Below are 15,662 nucleotides of genomic sequence, written 5' to 3'. Positions count from 1 at the left end.
TGTCCCTTTCGTCGACTGCACCGGAGTGCAGGGGGTCTGACTGTAGCGTCGTGATGTGTCGTCCGCGTTGCGCGGAACCGGCCGCGAGGTTTCGCGCGGGAGCGGTGGATCAGAGGTGGGCCTGCAGGAAGGCGAGGATCGCCTTCTTGTTGTTCGGGGTGTTGTTCTGGAGCCCGTGGTGGCCGGAGCCGTCCACGCCGACCTCGGACGCCACTCCGGCGTCCTGCAGGGCGACCTGCATCGCGTCGGCCTGCTCGACCGGGACGAGCTCGTCCTCGGAGGTCAGCCAGATCTGCGGGGCGTCCGTGGAGTCGACCGAGGTGATCGGCGACGCGGGGATGCTCTGCGGGCAGGTCGTCGAGTCGATCTCGTCGCAGTCCAGGTAGGAGAGGATCTGCTCCTTCGCCTCGGGCAGCGGCGTGCCCAGCGACATCCCGGTCTCGGTCATGTCGGCCACCGCCGAGAAGGCGACGACCGTCTTGACCCGCGAGCCCTCGGTGAGGGAGCCCTCGCCGAGCGTGCCCATGGTCGCTCCGATGATCGCTCCGGCGGAGCTGCCCATCACGCCGATGCGGGCGGGGTCGAGGCCGAAGCGCGTGACCTGCGCGGGCTCGCGCAGCCACTCCACGGCGGCCTGCGCGTCCTCGATCTGGCCGGGGTACCGGCTGTCCTGGAGGAGGCGGTAGTCGACGGAGACCGAGACGAAGCCGCGCTCGGCGTAGTACTCGCAGAGCTCGGTCATCCCGCCCTCGTCGCGGGCGCCGTCGACGAACCCTCCGCCGTGCAGCATCAGCAGCGCGGGGCGGTCGGTGCCGCCCGCGGTGGGGAGGCAGGCGTCGGCCTTCAGCGAGACGCCGTCGACCGAGCGGTACTCGATCGCCTTCTCCGTCGTGAAGCCGTCGGGCGTGCGGACGGGCTCGGGCTGCGAGGAGCAGCCGGCCAGCCCGAGGGCGACGGCCACGACGGCCGCCAGGACTCCGGCTCTGCGTGCTCGTGTCGTCTTCACTCGTGGGACTCCGCTCTCTTCTTCTCGTAACTGGGGGAGGTGCCGGGCTCATCGGCCGGGACCGCGACGGGATCGGAGACGACTCCGGGGCCGCGCGCAGGGACGGGCACGGGCTTGCGCCGCTTGCCGGGGCCGCCGAGGGCGGCCGGGGGGACGTAGATCCACTTGACCTTCGAGAGGTAGCGGGTCACGAAGAGCGAGAGGACGACCGCGAGCACCATCACGACCAGCAGCAGCGGCACCTCGAAGCCGCCGATCTCGGAGCGGTCCTCGGGGAGGATCACCCGCAGGATCGTGATGGCGATCACGATGAAGTAGAGGTGCAGCAGGTAGATGTGCAGGCTGCGCTCGCCGCAGATCGTGAAGAAGTTCAGCAATCGCACTCGGGAGAGGGCCCGCGACACGAGGATGCCCATCGCGACGGCGGCCATCTGGCCGGCGAGGGCGAGGAACGGCACCCAGCGGATCGGGAAGAGGAAGAGCACCGCGCTCAGCACGACGAAGACCGGAGTGACGTAGAGGAACGCGCGCCTCCCCTTCTGCTCGACGAAGTCGATGATCCTCTTCGAGTAGAGCGTGCCCACCAGGAAGAAGACGAACAGGGCGCCGATGCGGTTCCAGCCCACGTTGGTCGTGTTGAGGAGACCGGTGGTGAACATCGTCCCCATCACCGCGGCGAGGGCGACCTGCACACGGTGGTCGACCTTGCGCAGGAGCCACGCGCCGAGCGTGAAGAGGACGAGGCCGTAGATGAACCAGTAGCTGCTGCTGGGCCAGAAGAACAGCAGGAGCAGGTTGAGCGGGTCGGTCGCGGGGAGCTCGCCGAGTCCGCCGTTCGCGAGCGGCACGACCAGGTAGAAGGCCATGCGGATCACGGACCAGACCACGTAGAGCCAGAGCAGCGGGTACAGCCTGCGACGCCAGAGGTCGGGGAAGCTCCAGGTGCGGATGCGCGAGCCGAAGAGGCCGGACACCAGGAAGAAGAGGGGCATCGGGAAGAGCTCGAACACGACCTTGATGCGGCCGAGAGTGTTCTCGACCCCGATGTCACCGAGGTACAACGACGTGTGGTAGTACACGACCATCAGGATGGCGGCACCCTTGGCGAAATCCACCCATTCGCGTCGGGCCCCGCCCGCAGGCTTCAGCAGCTTCATTCTCTCCCCCTTGTGCCCGGTCGTACCGCTCGTGAATTCCATCCGAGGTGAACAAGGCTCAGAGAAGGACGCAGGCTCGGTCGCAGAATGCGACCGAGGATCAAGACTAAGGGTGTACCGTCTGCGCCGCACATTCGTCGGAATAGTGACGAGGACTCGATTGCCGGGAAGCGCACTCCGGCCTCTCCGCTCACCGAGGAGACGACGGTCACCGGCGTCCGTTCCCGGCGCTCATCGCCGCTCGGTAGAGCGCGGGCGCCGCGGCGGCGAGCCCGAAGAGGACGGAGCGCTTGAGGTCGCGCCGGCGCACGAGCGCGACCAGGTGCCGGAGTCCCGCCTCGTCGTGCGCGGCCCGCCAGAGCCGGTCCGCCTCCTCGGGACTGTGCGCGCCCGAGGTGGCGTCCTTGAAGCGTGAGAGCAGGGAGAAGCGCGCGCGGTAGTAGGAGTAGTCCTGCGAGTCGAGGAGGCGCGGGTCGAGCCCGCGGGCCGTCCGCTCGATCACGGCGGCGAGCCCGGCGAGCGAGTCGGCGCGCTTCGCCCCCGAGCGGATGATCGAGCCGGAGCGGAGGCGGTACTCGTAGACGGAGTCGGGGACGACGACGACCTCGTCGGCCGCGGCGAGCAGCTGCGCGACCTGCGCCTGGTCCGAGTGCTGGCGGATCCGCGTGAAGTCGATGCCGTCGAACAGCTCGCGGCGGAACAGCTTGTTCCAGAGGTGCCCGGTCAGCTCCCCGACCAGGAGCGCGGTGAAGGCGCCCCGGCCCGAGAGCGCGAGCGGGCCGCGCAGGGAGCCGACGGGCGTGGATCCGGTGGCGTCGACCGTGACCGCCTGGGCGACCACCACGTCGGCGCGGCCCGCCTCCCCCGCGGTGAGCATGGCCTCGACCGCGGTCTCCGGCCACTCGTCGTCGGCGTCGACCAGCCAGACCCATTCGCCGGCGGCCTGGCCGACAGCGCGCTCGCGAGCGGCCGCGACGCCCTGGTTCTCGTCCTGGCGGAGGTAGCGGATCCGTTCGTGCTCCTCGGCGAACGCGCGGCCGATCGCCTCGGTCCCGTCGGTCGAGGCGTCGTCGACCACGAGGATCTCGAGCTCGGCGTGGGTCTGCCGCAGCAGGCGCTCCAGGGCCGAGGCGAGGTGCGCCTCCTCCTGGTGCGCCGGGACCACCACCGAGACGAGGGTCACTTCTGCCCCACGACCCGGCGGAGCACCGTCTCGAGGTCGCGGCCGCTGGACTCCAGCGAGAAGCGGTCGAGCCAGCGGTCGATGCCGGTGATCTCGAGCTCGCTCGCGCGGATCAGCGCGTCGGCGAGGTCGGAGGCGGAGGGGGTGAGCGCGAGCTCGCCGGTCAGGCCGGGGACGATCGCGTCCGCGACTCCGAGCGCCCCGGACACGGCGACCGAGGGGACGCCGGCGGCGGCCGCCTCGACCAGCACGTTGCCGAAGCCCTCGCGCAGCGACGGGAGCAGCACGACGGCGTTCTCGTCGAAGTGGTGGAACCAGTCCTCGACCCAGCCCATGTCCTGGAAGTCCACGCCGCGCGCGGTCGCCTCCGCCTTCATGCTGCCGAGCAGCGGGCCGCCGCCGAAGGAGACGACCTTCGCGGGGATGCCGCGGCGCTCCAGCTCCTCGGCCGCGAGGATCGCGAGCTCGGGGCGCTTCTGGACGACGAGGCGGCAGGGCAGCACGATCTGCAGGCCCGCCGCGGTGCCGGGGGTGCGCGAGACCTGGCGGGAGCGGTCGACCTTGGCGGTCGCCGGGTTCGGCACGACGGTGCAGCGCTCGCCCGAGACGCCGAAGCCGGCGACGAGCTCGCCTGCGACGGGGTGCGAGATCGCGATGACGTGGTCGGCGCGGCGGTAGAGCGTCTTGGCGAGCCCGAGCTGCACCTTCTGGGTCCTCGAGAAGCCCGGGATGCCGAGCGAGACGAGGTTGCGCTCGCTCACGATGGTCTTCGGGCGGTCCGCCTTCGCGGTCATCTCGGCCGAGGCCAGGAGCACGATGTTCGGGTAGCCCTGCAGGGCGACCGCGACGTCGGGGGTGCGGCGGCGGAACAGCTCCTTGAGCATCCGCGCCTTGCCGACGTGGCCCTTGCCCTCGCCGATGCGGTGCAGCACCGCGCCCTCGGGGAGGTACTCGTCCGTGCCCTTCACCGAGGTGGTGACGACGTCGACGTGGTGGCCCTGCTCGAGGAGCCAGCCCATCCAGGTGCGGGCGACGAACTCGGCCCCGCCGCCGTGCAGCGACGTGACGACGAACATGATCCGCATGCGCGGTCCCTTCTCCTGCGCCGCGCTCATCGCACGACCTCCGCGCCGAGGCCGCGGGTGTTGAGCGCCGAGAGGCGGCGCACCTCGGGCATGGCCGCGTCGATGGTGGCGCGCACGCCGCCGTCGCCCGGCTCCGCGAGGATGCGGTCGATCACCGGGAGGACGCGGTCGGCGAAGCCGGGGACCGGCTCGACGCACAGCTGCGGCAGGCCGATGAGGCGCATGATGCCCTCGACCTTGCCCTGGGTGGCGAGGGTGATCGCGGGGACGCCGAGCGAGAGCGACATGATCGCGAGGTGCATGCGGCCGGTGACGGTCAGCAGGGCGTCCTCGGCGAGGCCGCGGATCTCGGCGGGCATGAGCACGCGGTCGACGACGGTGACGCCCTCGGATCCCACGCGCTCGGCGACCGCGCGGACGGCCACCTTGTCGTCGCCGATGGGGCGGGAGACGTGCGGGAGGAGCACGACGTGCACGCCGGCGGCGCGGAGGCGGTCGACGATGCGCTCGTACTCCGGCACCTGGTCGACCATGCCGGCGACGAGGGCGCTCGCGTTCACGAGCGCGAAGGGGACGCCCTCGGGCAGTCCCAGCCCCTCGCGGAAGCTGCGGTCGCGGGTGCGCGCCGAGAAGACGATGTCCGTGACCTCCTCGACGCGCTGCACGCCGATGCTCCGGGCGCGCTCCGCCGAGAGCGGATCGCGGAGCATCGGGACGACGCCGGCGCGGGAGGCGGCGATCAGGGAGCGGCGGGCGGCGAGGCGGGCCGCCGCGTTCCAGGAGAAGCCGAGGATGCGCGTGGGCACCCCTGCCTCGGCGGCCGCCTGCGCGAGCAGGGAGCGGCGGACCGAGCCGCGGAGGCTGTACTTGCCGTCCATCATGTCTGCGCCGACGACCGAGACCGAGCGGGCGCGGCGGATCAGCGCGGCGTAGGCGCGGAGGTCGGCGGCGTGCGCGTCGCCCACTCCGTAGACCAGGTGCGGGAGCTCGACGACCTCGACCCGGTCGGCCTGCTCCTCGGGGATCACGACGTCGCCGGCGTAGCGCTGGACGACCACGACAGGACCGGTGGTGTTCTCGAGGAACGCCTCCAGCATCGCCTGGTCGCCGATGTTGCCGCTGCCGGGAGCGGCGATCACCAGGTGCGACTCGGGCTCGGGTCGGAGGTCCGCGAGGGCGGCGCGGAGCACCGCCGCGTCGCGGCGGGCGGGCAGGCGGGTCGTCGTGACGAAGTCCTTCTTCCAGGACTTGACGACGCCGAGCTTGAGTTTCATCGATCTCTTTCGGTGGGGGGAACGGCGGCGGGAGGCCGCTCGGAGTCGGGGATGCCGGCCGTGACGGCTCCGTCGACCAGCGCGCTGTCACCGGTGGGGCTGGTGGCGTCGACCGTGGCCGGGGCGGGAGCGGCGGCCGGGCGGCTGCGGCGGAAGTGGCGGCGCAGGTCGGCGAGGCTGAGGATCTGGCGGCGGAACGCGGGGAGGATCAGCATCCAGAGCCCGACCCCGACCAGGACGGCGGCGCCGCCCAGGAGGAGGCGGAGGACGGGCTGGTCGGCGGCGATCCAGACGGTGGAGAAGTAGGCGCCCACCGTGATCGATCCGAACGTGATGCCGCTGCGGAGGCCGTTGGTGAACATCTCGCGGACGGGGGCATCGGAGGTGCGGCCGATCCAGATCAGCGCGGTCGGCCAGGTGAGGGCGAGCGAGCCGGCGTACGCGACCGCGACGCCCGTCACTCCCCAGTTGGAGCCGAGCAGGATCAGGACGACCATCAGCGGGCGGGTCGCCAGGCTGTACCAGACGCTCTGGCGCACGAGACCCTTGGCGAGGAACACCCAGTTGGAGCAGTACGCCGTGGCCTGGAAGAACCCGGCCACGAGCAGGATCTGGAAGATCGGGACCGAGGCGAGCCAGCGCTCCCCCACCAGGATCCGGATGACCGAGTCGGACTGGGAGCCGAGGACGGCGAGCACGAGGCCCATCGCCGTCAGCATCGCCGACTGGCCGAAGAGGATGAACGTGCGGAACCGCTCGCGCTCGTCCTGCAGCTTGGACAGCACGGGCAGTGCCACGCGCTGCACCGGAGAGTTCAACTGCTGCAGCGGCAGCATCATCAGCTGGAACGCGCGGTTGTAGAGGCCGAGGTCGACCGGGCCGAAGCGCGCGCCGATGATGACGGAGTCGACGTTCTTGCTCACGTAGGTCAGCGCCTGGGTCGCGAAGACCCCGCCTCCGTAGCGGAGGAAGTGGCCCATCGCCTCGCCGCGGCGGTAGCGGCCGGGACGCCAGCCCGTGATGAAGACGAGCATCAGCACGCTGATGAGCGGCTGCACGATCTGGCTCCCGGCCAGCGCCCAGTAGCCGGCGCCGCCGAGCGCCATCAGCACGCCGACCACGAGGCCCAGCACCTGGGCGACGATGTCGACCAGGGTGATCTTCACGAAGCGGAGGTGACGGGCGAGGTCGGCGCGGAACTGCGTCGAGATTCCGTTGAGGAGGAACGTCGAGGAGAGCACGACGGTCAGCAGCTGGAGCCGGTCGTCGCCGTAGAGGGCGGCGATCGGCCAGGAGGCCGCGATGACCACCAGGGTGAGGGTGAGGCCGATGCCCGAGTTCATCCAGAACAGGTTGCTCTTCTGGCCCGGCGTGATCTCCTTCGCCTGGATGGCGGCGGAGGAGAGGCCGAAGTCGCGGAAGATCTCGCCGATGCCGATGATCGCCGTGACCATCGCGAGCAGGCCGTAGTCGGCCGGCGAGAGCAGGCGCGCGAGGATGACGATGCCGCCCAGCTGGACGGCGATGCGGATCGCCTGCCCGCCGATGGTGACGGCGGCGCCGCGGCTCGCCGAGCGGCTGAGGCTCGGTGACGGCTTCTGCGTGGTCCCGGTCATCGGGTCGAGCCCTTCTTGGTGGCGATCGCGCCCTCGTAGGCCTTCTTGAGCTGGAGTCCGAGCACGTCCCAGTCCCGACCGGAGAGGGCGGGGAGCCCCTCCGGCGGCCGGGTGCGCGTACGCTCGAGAGCGGCGGTGATCAGCTCGGGGGTGAGCTCGCCGTCGTACTCGATCACCCAGTCGCTGCCGACCTCCTCGGCCAGGGCCGTGTTGGTGGGCGTGCGAGGCACCAGGATCGGCCGGCCGAGCGACAGGGCGACCAGGATCGAGCCGGAGTTGTGCATCTCGCGGTAGGGAAGGACGATCAGCTCGGCCCGGCCGATCTCGTCGACCATCTCGGCGTCGTCGACCCGGCGGAGCGTGGTGCGCACCCGGGTGTCGCGGGCGGCCCGCTCCTCGACCAGCTCGCGCTGGCCCGTGCTGGGGCTGCCGACCACGTGCAGGGAGAGGGAGTCGTCCTCCACGCCGCGGAACACGTCCATCAGCTCGACGACGCCCTTGTACGGGCGGATGATGCCGAAGTAGAGGACGCGGCCGTGCTCGCGCTCGGGCAGCGGGTGCTGCGCGAACTGGTCGCGGTAGTGGCCGTGCAGCACGGTGACGGCGGGCGCCCGGCCGGGAGCGACGGTCGTCGGGTTCAGGCGGACGAACAGGTCGGTCGCGCGGTCGACCCGGGCCAGCGAGCGGCGCTCGGCGGCGGGACCGAGCTCGTGCGGGTGCAGGTTGTGCACCGTCCGCACGAGCGGGATGCGCTGGAGCGCGAGGCGCACCAGCAGCACGTCGAGGGCGCGGCGGCGGAGGAAGCGGTGCAGCGGGCTGCGGCCGCGGATCATCAGCTCGGGCCAGTGCACGTGCAGCACGTCGTAGTCGGCGAGCAGGGCGCTGCGCCAGGAGAAGAACAGCAGCTCGACGCCGGGCGCCAGGCCGTCGACGATCGAGTCGACGTACTGCGTGGTCGAGTCCGGCGGCGCGAGCGACTGCTGGACGACGAGCGCGGCCGGCGACGAGTCGTTCCTGCGGGCGAGGCGGCTCATCGCTCGCCCCGCATCCCGACGGCCATCGGCGCGTCGAAGATCCTCGCCCCGAGGGGCTGGCGCATCCGGATGCCCTTCGAGAAGTCGGGGACGTGCACCGGGTTGAGGCAGATGATGACGAGGAAGCCCAGGAGCAGGTGGCTGGGGCGGACCGCGTCGATGGCGTTGTAGCCGGCGAGGCAGACCATGAAGCCGAGCAGGCCCGCCGCAGGACCGACGTCGCGACGGCTGAGCGTGGCGCCGAACATCGCGGCCACCATGATCACGAAGAGCAGCAGGCCGGGGATGCCGACGCTGATCAGCAGCTGCAGGAACGAGTTCTCGATGACGACGTCCGAGAACCGCCTGCCGCTGATGCCGGACGTCGCCGCTCCGGAGCCGAGCCAGTGCGTGAGCTCGGCCGCCTTCAGCGACACGGTCACCGCGAGGTCGCGGGCGCCGGCCGAGATGGAGGCGTCGAGGTTGTTGTTGCGGGCGGTGACGGGCTCGAAGTTCAGGACTCCGACACCCGCGACGAGCCCGGCGATCAGGATCGAGCCGGGCCGGAGCAGCGAGCGGTTCGGGTTGAGGAAGCCCACGGCGACGAGCGCGACGACGACCGCGACGGCGATGGCCGCCATCGGTCCGCGCGAGACGGTCGCGACGACGCCGCCCGAGGCCAGGATGCCCAGCAGCAGGTCCGACTTGCGGGAGCCCTGGAGCCAGGAGCCGAACGCGAGACCGGCGCCCACCGTGAGGAAGGTGCCGGCGAGCAGCGGGTGGCCGAAGGTGATCTCGGCGCGGTAGAGCGACCAGTGCTGGTCCTGCTCGTAGCCGAGGGCGCCGTAGACGGCACCGAGGATCGGGGAGCTCTGCGCGACCAGCTCGAGGGCGGCGTAGAGGGCGAGCAGCCCCGAGAGGATCACCCACGTCTTGCGCAGCAGCACGGCCTCGCGCTGGGCGTCGAAGACGAGCATCGGCACGCCCACGCAGATCGCGAAGCTGAACATCCACGAGACGCCCTCGCTCGCGAAGGAGCTGCGCACCGTCGCCAGGGCCGACCAGAGCATGAGGGCGATGAACGCGAGGATCACCACGGCCCGCCACGGGGAGAGCACGAGCTCGCGGGTCCACGCCTTGACGGGGGCGCGCCACAGCTCGGGAGCGAGCCCGCGCCGGATCGCCCAGATCACGAGGATGACCGCCCAGAGCGTCATGCGGAACGTCAGGGTCGAGGGGGTGAGCGGCGTCGGGACGAGCGCGAAGAACGCGAGCGCCATCGCCGGCAGCCAGTGCGCGGGGACCCGCAGCAGCACGTAGGCGCCGACGATGCCGCCGACTCCGGCGGCGATCACCAGGAGGCCGGTGGCCGGCTCCCGGGTCGAGAAGATGTACCCCATCCCGAGGACGATCACCAGGGCGACCGAGAAGAGCGCGCCGACGAGGAGTCGTCGCGGGAGGATGTCGATCACGTCAGGGAGTCCTTCTGGCGTCGGAGCGGAGTGGTGGAGGAGGGGGCGGGCGGTGCGGCGCTCACGGGAGTGGTCCCGTCGGCCTCGATGAGGATCGCGATGCCCTCGCGAGCCGCCTCTCGGCGGCTGGGACGCCTGCGATGCCGTGCCCTCCTCCTCCACTGCTCGACCCTGGCGCCGACCCCCGGGGAGGAGGGGTCGCGTCGGTCCTGCCGCGGATCAGGCGGGGCCCTCCTGGAGCCAGCGGCGGAAGGTCTCGACCGAGTCCTTGTTGGTGAAGGGCGGGACGGTGTGGCCACCCTTGAAGCCGTCGCTGCTGTGATACGCGATCGTCGCCTCCTTGGCGACGGGGAGCGCGAGGCGGCGGAGGCGTCCGCCGTGCAGCTCGGCAGGAGCGAGCTGGTCGGCCGTGCCGGCGCTGACGCGCAGACGCATGCCCTGCCAGGCGGACTGCGGCAGCCGGGCGGGGTTGGTCGCGCGCATCAGCGCCCGGTCTCCGCCGTACACCGCGAGGACGCGGTTCGGCTGGCTGTCGTCGCGCGCCGCGAGGTCCTCGACGTCGAAGACGCTGCTGGCGTGGTACGCCCCGTAGATGTTCGGCACCATCTTCTTCGCGTAGGCCCAGCACATCATCGCTCCGCCGCCGGAGTTCGAGCGGAGGAAGCTCCCGCGGACGTTCCAGAGGCTCTGCACCCAGGCCGTGGCGGCCGTCTGCACGGCGAGCGCCGTGGGGTTGGTGTAGTTGCTCGGGCCGCCGAAGTTCGGGCAGATGCTGACGAAGCCCAGATCGACGAGCGGGTCGGCCGAGTAGTTGTACGCATTGTAGAGCGCCGTGTAGGCGCTGCCACTGGCGTGGTAGAACCACGCCACCGGAACCGGGGAGCCGGATCCCGGCTTCGCCGAGTGCGGGACGAAGAGCTGAGTGAGGTCGTTGCCGATCTTGACGTCGATGACCTCGTACGGCTTTTTGCCGTTCCTCGAGAACTTGGTGTCGAGGCGCGAGACCTCGCCCGGGAGCCTCGGGATCACGCTGTAGTTCGGCGCGGCGAGCGCCGGGGTCGCTACGAGAGCGGAGGCGGTCGCGGCGGCTCCGACAGCGGAGGCGGCGAGCAGGAGGCGGCGCGAGAGGCCGCGCGGGGTGTCAGTCATATCGAGAATCCTTCGGAGCTTTCGCCATCAGTGTCGAGTCGGCCGACCATTCCGAATTCGACGCACATGAAGTGACGTCCGGCCCCCCAACCCATTCGAGAGTGTACGGGCCGCGGATGACGCGTGGATGTCGTTCTCATCACGTCTGGTCGCTCGGGCGGGGATCAGCGGGAGGAGGGGAAGAGTCGGCGGGAGAGGCCCGAGGACTTCTCGGCCGTCTCGTGCACCACGAAGGGCACGGCGGAATCGGCGGAGACGACCCGCCTCGCCGCGGCGAGTTCGAGCGTCTCGCGGGAGAGGCCCTCGATGTCGACGGTGACCGCGAGGCCGGAGTCGGCCAGGCGCGTGGCGATCTGCACCTGGTGGTCGTCGACGTGCTCGCCGAACGAGGCGCGGCGCGGAACCAGGATCGGCACCCGGCCCTGCTCGATGGCGCTGAGCGCGGTGCCCACTCCCCCGTGCGCGATGACGACGTCGGCCGCCTTCATCGCGGCGTTGAGCTCGTCGTGCGGCACGGAGTGGCGGCCGTCGATCCCGAGCCCGGAGACGTCGTTCGCTCCGGTCTGCCAGAGCACCTCCACGCCCTCGAGCAGCGGCGCGAGCGCGGCGAAGAAGCGGGGGAACGGGTAGCCGTCCTGCGTGCCGACCGAGACCACGGCGCGGCGGATCGGCTGCGGGACGACGTCCTCGACGCGGTAGGTGTCGAAGATCGAGCCGCCGAAGCTCCAGCGGTCGTCGGCCCAGGAGCGGTACTGGGTGTAGGTCGAGACGGCGGGGACCCGGGCGAGGATCCGACCGGTCATCGACGGGCCGAGCACGCGGGCGGCGCTCTCGATGTAGTGCGCGGGGATGCCGCGCGAGGCCGCGAGCGGCAGGAAGGAGAGGGCGGGGCTGGCGCCGGTGCTGAAGACGGCGTCGAAGGACCCGCGGGCCAGCAGGGAGCGGCCGATCATCGCGTTGCGGAGCACCGGCACCACGGCGCGGGGCGGCGGATCGGCGAGGTGGGTCACGCGCCGGTCGGCGAGGAGGGTGCGGCTGAGGGCGCTGTCGACGGTCGCCCAGTGCTGCTCCTCCGGGTCGACTCCGAGGAGCCCCGAGAGGGCGAACATCTCCTTGAGATGCCCGCCGCCGGAGCAGACGAAGAGATACGAAGCCATACGCGCCTTCACTGGTGATGATCGAGATAACAGGCGTGTGGATGATCGATCGTCCGCCGAGAACGACCCCCCGGTCCCTGGTGCAGAAGTCGCCCGATCATAGCAGGGAGGGTCTCCGAGGGGCACTTCTCTGAGAGAACTGTTCACCTCGCCGGAAAGCGATAGGGGCTCATTCGACAGGCGATATCCGCTCACTTCTCCGGAGGGTGGAAAGCGATATCCGCTCGACTCGGGGATGACCGGGAACGCCGCTCGGCACCCCGATAGCGGACCGGCCGATTCCCGTCGATCACCTGCACCGCACGGGCCGCGCGCGTAGCGTCGGACCACCGGCGCAGAGGCCGGTCGACCCAGGAGGAGCGCCATGAGCGACAACGAGCAGAACAGCCCCGTGATGGACGGAGCCGAGGACGCCAGCAACGACGAGAAGCTCGGCGGCCTGATCGACCAAGTCGAGCACGACCACGGAGCCGAGGGCGCCGGCGCGATGGCCGACGCGCTCCGCGACCGCGCCGACGAGACCGACACCGAGATCACCGAGGAGTCGGACGCGTCCGGCCCGGTCGAGGACAGCGGCACCGCCCAGGTCTGAGCGACGGGGCCCGGAGGACGACTCCGGGCCCCGCTCCCTGATCGCTGGGGAGAGCGGTGGGCCCTCCGGATCGCTCGTCAGAGCGGCCCGGCGAGCGCCGCCCGATGTGCACCGGAGCGGCCCGGTGAGCGCCGCCCCACCCCCAAAGCCCTGTTTGACGGTGCGGGAGCCGCCGGTCACCATGGCCGCATGTCCTCTCTCGACGAGCTGCGCGCCACCGCGCATCCGATCCGCCTCCGCCTGCTGTCCCTGGTGACGGGAGCGGCGATGAGCGCCGCGGAGGCCGCCCGCGAGCTGCAGCTGTCGCAGGCGACGGCGAGCTACCACTTCCGCGTGCTGGAGCGCGCCGGGCTCGTGGCCGTCGTCGAGACCGTGCGCCTGCGAGGCGGCGAGGCGAAGCGGTACCGGCACGAGGCCTCCGGAAGGCCCTTCGACGTGACCGCGTCAGTGGACGTCGGGCCGGAGGAGGAGCGGGACCTGCACCTCGAGGCCCTGATCGAGGAGCTCCGGCGGCGCTCGTCGAGCCGGGCGGACGGTCCTCAGCTCTCGACGGACGCGGAGCTCTGGGTCGACCCCGAGGTCTGGCGGCGGGTCGTGCGGCACGTCGGGGAGGCGTCCGCGCTGCTGCACGCGGCGGCCCGGCCGCCGAGGACCCCCGGGACCGCGCCGGTGTCGATGACGACCGCCATGTTCCCGCTCCGCCGGCCGTGACCCGCGATGAGCGCGGGCCGCTGGCGCACGGACCTCTCGCGCACGGCCCCTTCCGCTGGCTCCTCGCCGCCCGCACGACCGGGGTCCTCGGCAACGCCGTCGCTCCGATCGCCCTGGCCTTCGCCGTGCTGGACCTGACGGGCTCGCCGACGGACCTCGGACTCGTCGTCGCCGCGCGCTCCCTCGCCAACGTCGCCGTCCTGCTGCTCGGCGGCGTCCTCGCCGACCGGCTCCCCCGCTCCGTGATCCTCGTCGGCACCTCGCTCGCGGCGGCGGCCACTCAGGCCGCGGTCGCCGTGACGGTGATCACGGGGACGGCGACCGTCGCGGCCCTGGTCGTGCTCAGCGTGCTCAACGGCGCCGTCGCGGCGATGAGCCTGCCCGCCGCGGCCGCCCTCGTCCCCGAGACGGTGCCGGTCGGCGAGCTCCGCCCGGCGAACGCCCTGCTCCGCCTGGGCCTGAACGCCGGGAGCATCGTCGGCGCCTCGGCCGGGGCCGCGCTCGTCGCACTGGTGGGTCCCGGGTGAGGGCTGGCGGTCGACGCCGCGGGCTTCGCCCTGGCCGCGGTCCTCTACTCCCGTGTGCGGCTGCCGCGGACGGTCCGCTCGGGCCCGGGCGCCTCCGTCCTCGCCGACCTCCGCGAGGGGTGGCGGGAGTTCACGAGCCGGCGCTGGGTGTGGATCGTCGTGGCGCAGTTCACCGCCGTCAACGCCGCGTTCGTCGGCGCGACCACGGTCCTCGGCCCGGTCGTCGCCGACCGGTCCTTCGGCCGAGCGGCGTGGGGCCTCGTGATCGCCGCACAGACCGTCGGTCTGGTGATCGGGGCCGTGATCGCGCTGCGCTGGCGGCCCCGCCGTGCGCTCGGGGCGGGGGTCGCCCTCGTGGCGGTGACGGCCGTCCCGGTCGCCGCCCTCGAAGCCGTCCCGGCGCTGCCCGCCCTCCTCCTCGCCTTCGCCCTCGGCGGAGTCGCCCTCGAGATCTTCGCCATCGCCTGGGACCAGACGCTGCAGACCCATGTCCCCCGCGAGGCGCTCGCCCGGGTCTACTCCTACGACATGGTCGGCTCCTTCCTCGCCGTGCCGCTCGGGGAGGCGCTCGTGGGCCCGCTCGCCGACCTCGTCGGGCTCGACCGCACCCTGCTCGGCTGCGCCGCGGTCGTCCTCGTCGCCTCGCTCCTCGCGGCCTCCAGCAGGAGCGTCCGCGGGGTGGGCACGGACCGTCCGCGGCCGGAGACGCTCTAGCACGTCCCGAGAGGGGCGAGCGGTCGGAGGTGCCGGAGGATCGCGGCCGCGACCGCCCCGGGGGCCTCGCGCTGCACGAAGTGGCCGACGCCGTCGAGCTCGATCAGCTCGCGGCCTGCGGAGAAGTACCTGCCGTTCGCCCGTGCGAGGGCGGGCGTCTCGCAGCCGTCGGCCGTCCCGAGGAGGAAGGTCGTCGCCGCGTCGATGCGCGGCCAGGCGTCGAGGGCCTCCTGCGCGGCGCGGTACACGGCCCGGCCGGGCGCCTCCCCGGCGCCGTGCCGGTAGTAGTCGACGACCGTGTCGGCGAAGCCGCTGGTCGCCGTCGCCGCGAGGACCTCCTCCAGGGCCTCCGGCGGGAGGGAGCCCGGAGGCGACCACTCCCGCCAGGCCCAGCGGACGAGCTGCGCCGGGTCGCCCCGGAACGCCTCCGCTCCCGCGGCCGTGCAGAGCCAGTAGCGGTACCAGGCCGCGGCGGCGTCGTCGAGGACCTCGCCGCCGCTCAGCTCGCTCGACGGTCCGTACGCGGTGGCGAGGGTGACCAGTGCGCCGACCCGCTCGGGCGCGAGCGCCGCGACGGCGTGAGCGCTCCGTGCTCCCCAGTCGTGGCCGACGAGCACGACAGGCCCGAGGTCGAGCGCCTCGAGGAGATCGAGCAGGTCGGTGGCCAGCGCGGCCACCTGCCCGGACCGCGCCCCGGGGTCGACGACCCGGGTCCGCCCGACCCCGCGCAGGAAGGGGCGCACCACCCGGAGCCCGGGGGGACGCAGCTCCAGGACGCCGTCCCAGGTGGCGGGGACGTCGGGGAAGCCGTGCACGAGCACGAGCGGAGTGCCGTCCTTCGGTCCCTCGTCGAGGTAGTGGACGTCGGTGAAGCGCGTGGACAGGACGCGCGCACCCGTCCCCTCCTGCTCCGGCCCGTCCGAACGGGAGTGCCGCGGCCCGCTCACGGGCGGTAGCCTCGCGGCTCGAGCCGTCCCGGGTGGTGATCGTGACCTGGTCCCTTCCC

General features: G+C 72.1%; 13 protein-coding genes and 1 pseudogene. 3 read left to right on the top strand and 11 right to left on the bottom strand.

Annotation, left to right across the window (positions count from 1 at the left end; genetic code table 11):
* Nucleotides 1–109 precede the first annotated feature (109 nt).
* The 10 genes from C5B95_RS09665 to C5B95_RS09620 all read right to left on the bottom strand — a co-directional run bounded on the left by C5B95_RS09665 (nt 110) and on the right by C5B95_RS09620 (nt 12,112).
* Nucleotides 110–1,006 (bottom strand): alpha/beta hydrolase, encoded by an 897-nt coding sequence (locus C5B95_RS09665; RefSeq protein WP_146076557.1) that lies wholly within the window; start codon nt 1,004–1,006, stop codon nt 110–112.
* A complete protein-coding gene (locus C5B95_RS09660; RefSeq protein ID WP_181068042.1) occupies nt 1,003–2,163 on the bottom strand; it encodes an acyltransferase family protein in 1,161 nt (386 codons plus the stop codon). The genes C5B95_RS09665 and C5B95_RS09660 overlap by 4 nt, the downstream gene beginning before the upstream one ends.
* Nucleotides 2,164–2,371: 208 nt before the next feature.
* Complete coding sequence (locus C5B95_RS09655) at nt 2,372–3,346, bottom strand: glycosyltransferase family 2 protein (protein ID WP_104349041.1); 975 nt, start codon at nt 3,344–3,346, stop codon at nt 2,372–2,374.
* Nucleotides 3,343–4,431 (bottom strand): glycosyltransferase, encoded by a 1,089-nt coding sequence (locus C5B95_RS09650; protein WP_181067812.1) that lies wholly within the window; start codon nt 4,429–4,431, stop codon nt 3,343–3,345. The genes C5B95_RS09655 and C5B95_RS09650 overlap by 4 nt, the downstream gene beginning before the upstream one ends.
* A 26-nt stretch (nt 4,432–4,457) precedes the next feature.
* Nucleotides 4,458–5,705: a polysaccharide pyruvyl transferase family protein gene (locus C5B95_RS09645; protein WP_104233543.1), complete on the bottom strand. Its 1,248-nt coding sequence runs from the start codon at nt 5,703–5,705 to the stop codon at nt 4,458–4,460.
* Nucleotides 5,702–7,321, bottom strand: a complete 1,620-nt coding sequence (locus C5B95_RS09640; protein WP_104349040.1) for a lipopolysaccharide biosynthesis protein — start codon at nt 7,319–7,321, stop codon at nt 5,702–5,704. Before C5B95_RS09640 ends, C5B95_RS09645 begins: the two co-directional genes overlap by 4 nt.
* The gene (locus tag C5B95_RS09635) at nt 7,318–8,355 is read right to left on the bottom strand and encodes a glycosyltransferase (protein WP_104226616.1); all 1,038 of its coding nucleotides are present in this window, start codon (nt 8,353–8,355) and stop codon (nt 7,318–7,320) included. The genes C5B95_RS09640 and C5B95_RS09635 overlap by 4 nt, the downstream gene beginning before the upstream one ends.
* Nucleotides 8,352–9,806 carry an O-antigen ligase gene (locus C5B95_RS09630; RefSeq protein ID WP_104349039.1) on the bottom strand — a complete coding sequence of 485 codons (1,455 nt, stop codon included), beginning with the start codon at nt 9,804–9,806 and terminating at the stop codon, nt 8,352–8,354. Before C5B95_RS09630 ends, C5B95_RS09635 begins: the two co-directional genes overlap by 4 nt.
* Before the next feature lie 219 nt (nt 9,807–10,025).
* Nucleotides 10,026–10,955, bottom strand: coding sequence for a S9 family peptidase (locus C5B95_RS09625; protein ID WP_104349038.1), 930 nt, complete (start codon nt 10,953–10,955; stop codon nt 10,026–10,028).
* Nucleotides 10,956–11,119: 164 nt separating this feature from the next.
* Complete coding sequence (locus C5B95_RS09620; RefSeq protein WP_104260670.1) at nt 11,120–12,112, bottom strand: glycosyltransferase; 993 nt, start codon at nt 12,110–12,112, stop codon at nt 11,120–11,122.
* 364 nt (nt 12,113–12,476) lie between these two features.
* On the opposite strand from C5B95_RS09620, the gene C5B95_RS09615 reads away from it, so the two are divergent.
* From C5B95_RS09615 to C5B95_RS18085, 3 genes and pseudogenes are all read left to right on the top strand, one after another.
* Nucleotides 12,477–12,704 (top strand): hypothetical protein, encoded by a 228-nt coding sequence (locus C5B95_RS09615; protein ID WP_104222474.1) that lies wholly within the window; start codon nt 12,477–12,479, stop codon nt 12,702–12,704.
* A 189-nt stretch (nt 12,705–12,893) separates the two neighbouring features.
* Complete coding sequence (locus tag C5B95_RS09610; protein ID WP_104349036.1) at nt 12,894–13,415, top strand: helix-turn-helix domain-containing protein; 522 nt, start codon at nt 12,894–12,896, stop codon at nt 13,413–13,415.
* Nucleotides 13,412–14,656: pseudogene (locus C5B95_RS18085) on the top strand (MFS transporter). The gene C5B95_RS09610 and the pseudogene C5B95_RS18085 overlap by 4 nt, the downstream one beginning before the upstream one ends.
* Here the strand turns inward: C5B95_RS18085 and C5B95_RS09600 are convergent.
* Nucleotides 14,653–15,603, bottom strand: a complete 951-nt coding sequence (locus C5B95_RS09600) for an alpha/beta fold hydrolase (RefSeq protein WP_181068041.1) — start codon at nt 15,601–15,603, stop codon at nt 14,653–14,655. The pseudogene C5B95_RS18085 and the gene C5B95_RS09600 sit on opposite strands and share 4 nt — an antisense overlap.
* Nucleotides 15,604–15,662 lie beyond the last annotated feature (59 nt).

Origin of the sequence: Rathayibacter sp. AY1A7 (assembly GCF_002930845.1) — a bacterium.
Lineage (GTDB): Bacteria > Actinomycetota > Actinomycetes > Actinomycetales > Microbacteriaceae > Rathayibacter.
Note: the sequence above shows the minus strand (reverse complement) of the source record. Positions and strands in the feature narration are given on the sequence as shown.

Excerpts from the sequence above, each read along its gene's own strand:
- C5B95_RS09660 (WP_181068042.1), bottom strand. The coding sequence starts at position 2,163 with ATGAAGCTGCTGAAGCCTGCGGGCGGGGCCCGACGCGAATGGGTGGAT.
- C5B95_RS09650 (WP_181067812.1), bottom strand. The coding sequence starts at position 4,431 with ATGCGGATCATGTTCGTCGTCACGTCGCTGCACGGCGGCGGGGCCGAG.
- C5B95_RS09645 (WP_104233543.1), bottom strand. The coding sequence starts at position 5,705 with ATGAAACTCAAGCTCGGCGTCGTCAAGTCCTGGAAGAAGGACTTCGTC.
- C5B95_RS09640 (WP_104349040.1), bottom strand. The coding sequence starts at position 7,321 with ATGACCGGGACCACGCAGAAGCCGTCACCGAGCCTCAGCCGCTCGGCG.
- C5B95_RS09635 (WP_104226616.1), bottom strand. The coding sequence starts at position 8,355 with ATGAGCCGCCTCGCCCGCAGGAACGACTCGTCGCCGGCCGCGCTCGTC.
- C5B95_RS09625 (WP_104349038.1), bottom strand. The coding sequence starts at position 10,955 with ATGACTGACACCCCGCGCGGCCTCTCGCGCCGCCTCCTGCTCGCCGCC.
- C5B95_RS09620 (WP_104260670.1), bottom strand. The coding sequence starts at position 12,112 with ATGGCTTCGTATCTCTTCGTCTGCTCCGGCGGCGGGCATCTCAAGGAG.
- C5B95_RS09615 (WP_104222474.1), top strand. The coding sequence starts at position 12,477 with ATGAGCGACAACGAGCAGAACAGCCCCGTGATGGACGGAGCCGAGGAC.
- C5B95_RS09610 (WP_104349036.1), top strand. The coding sequence starts at position 12,894 with ATGTCCTCTCTCGACGAGCTGCGCGCCACCGCGCATCCGATCCGCCTC.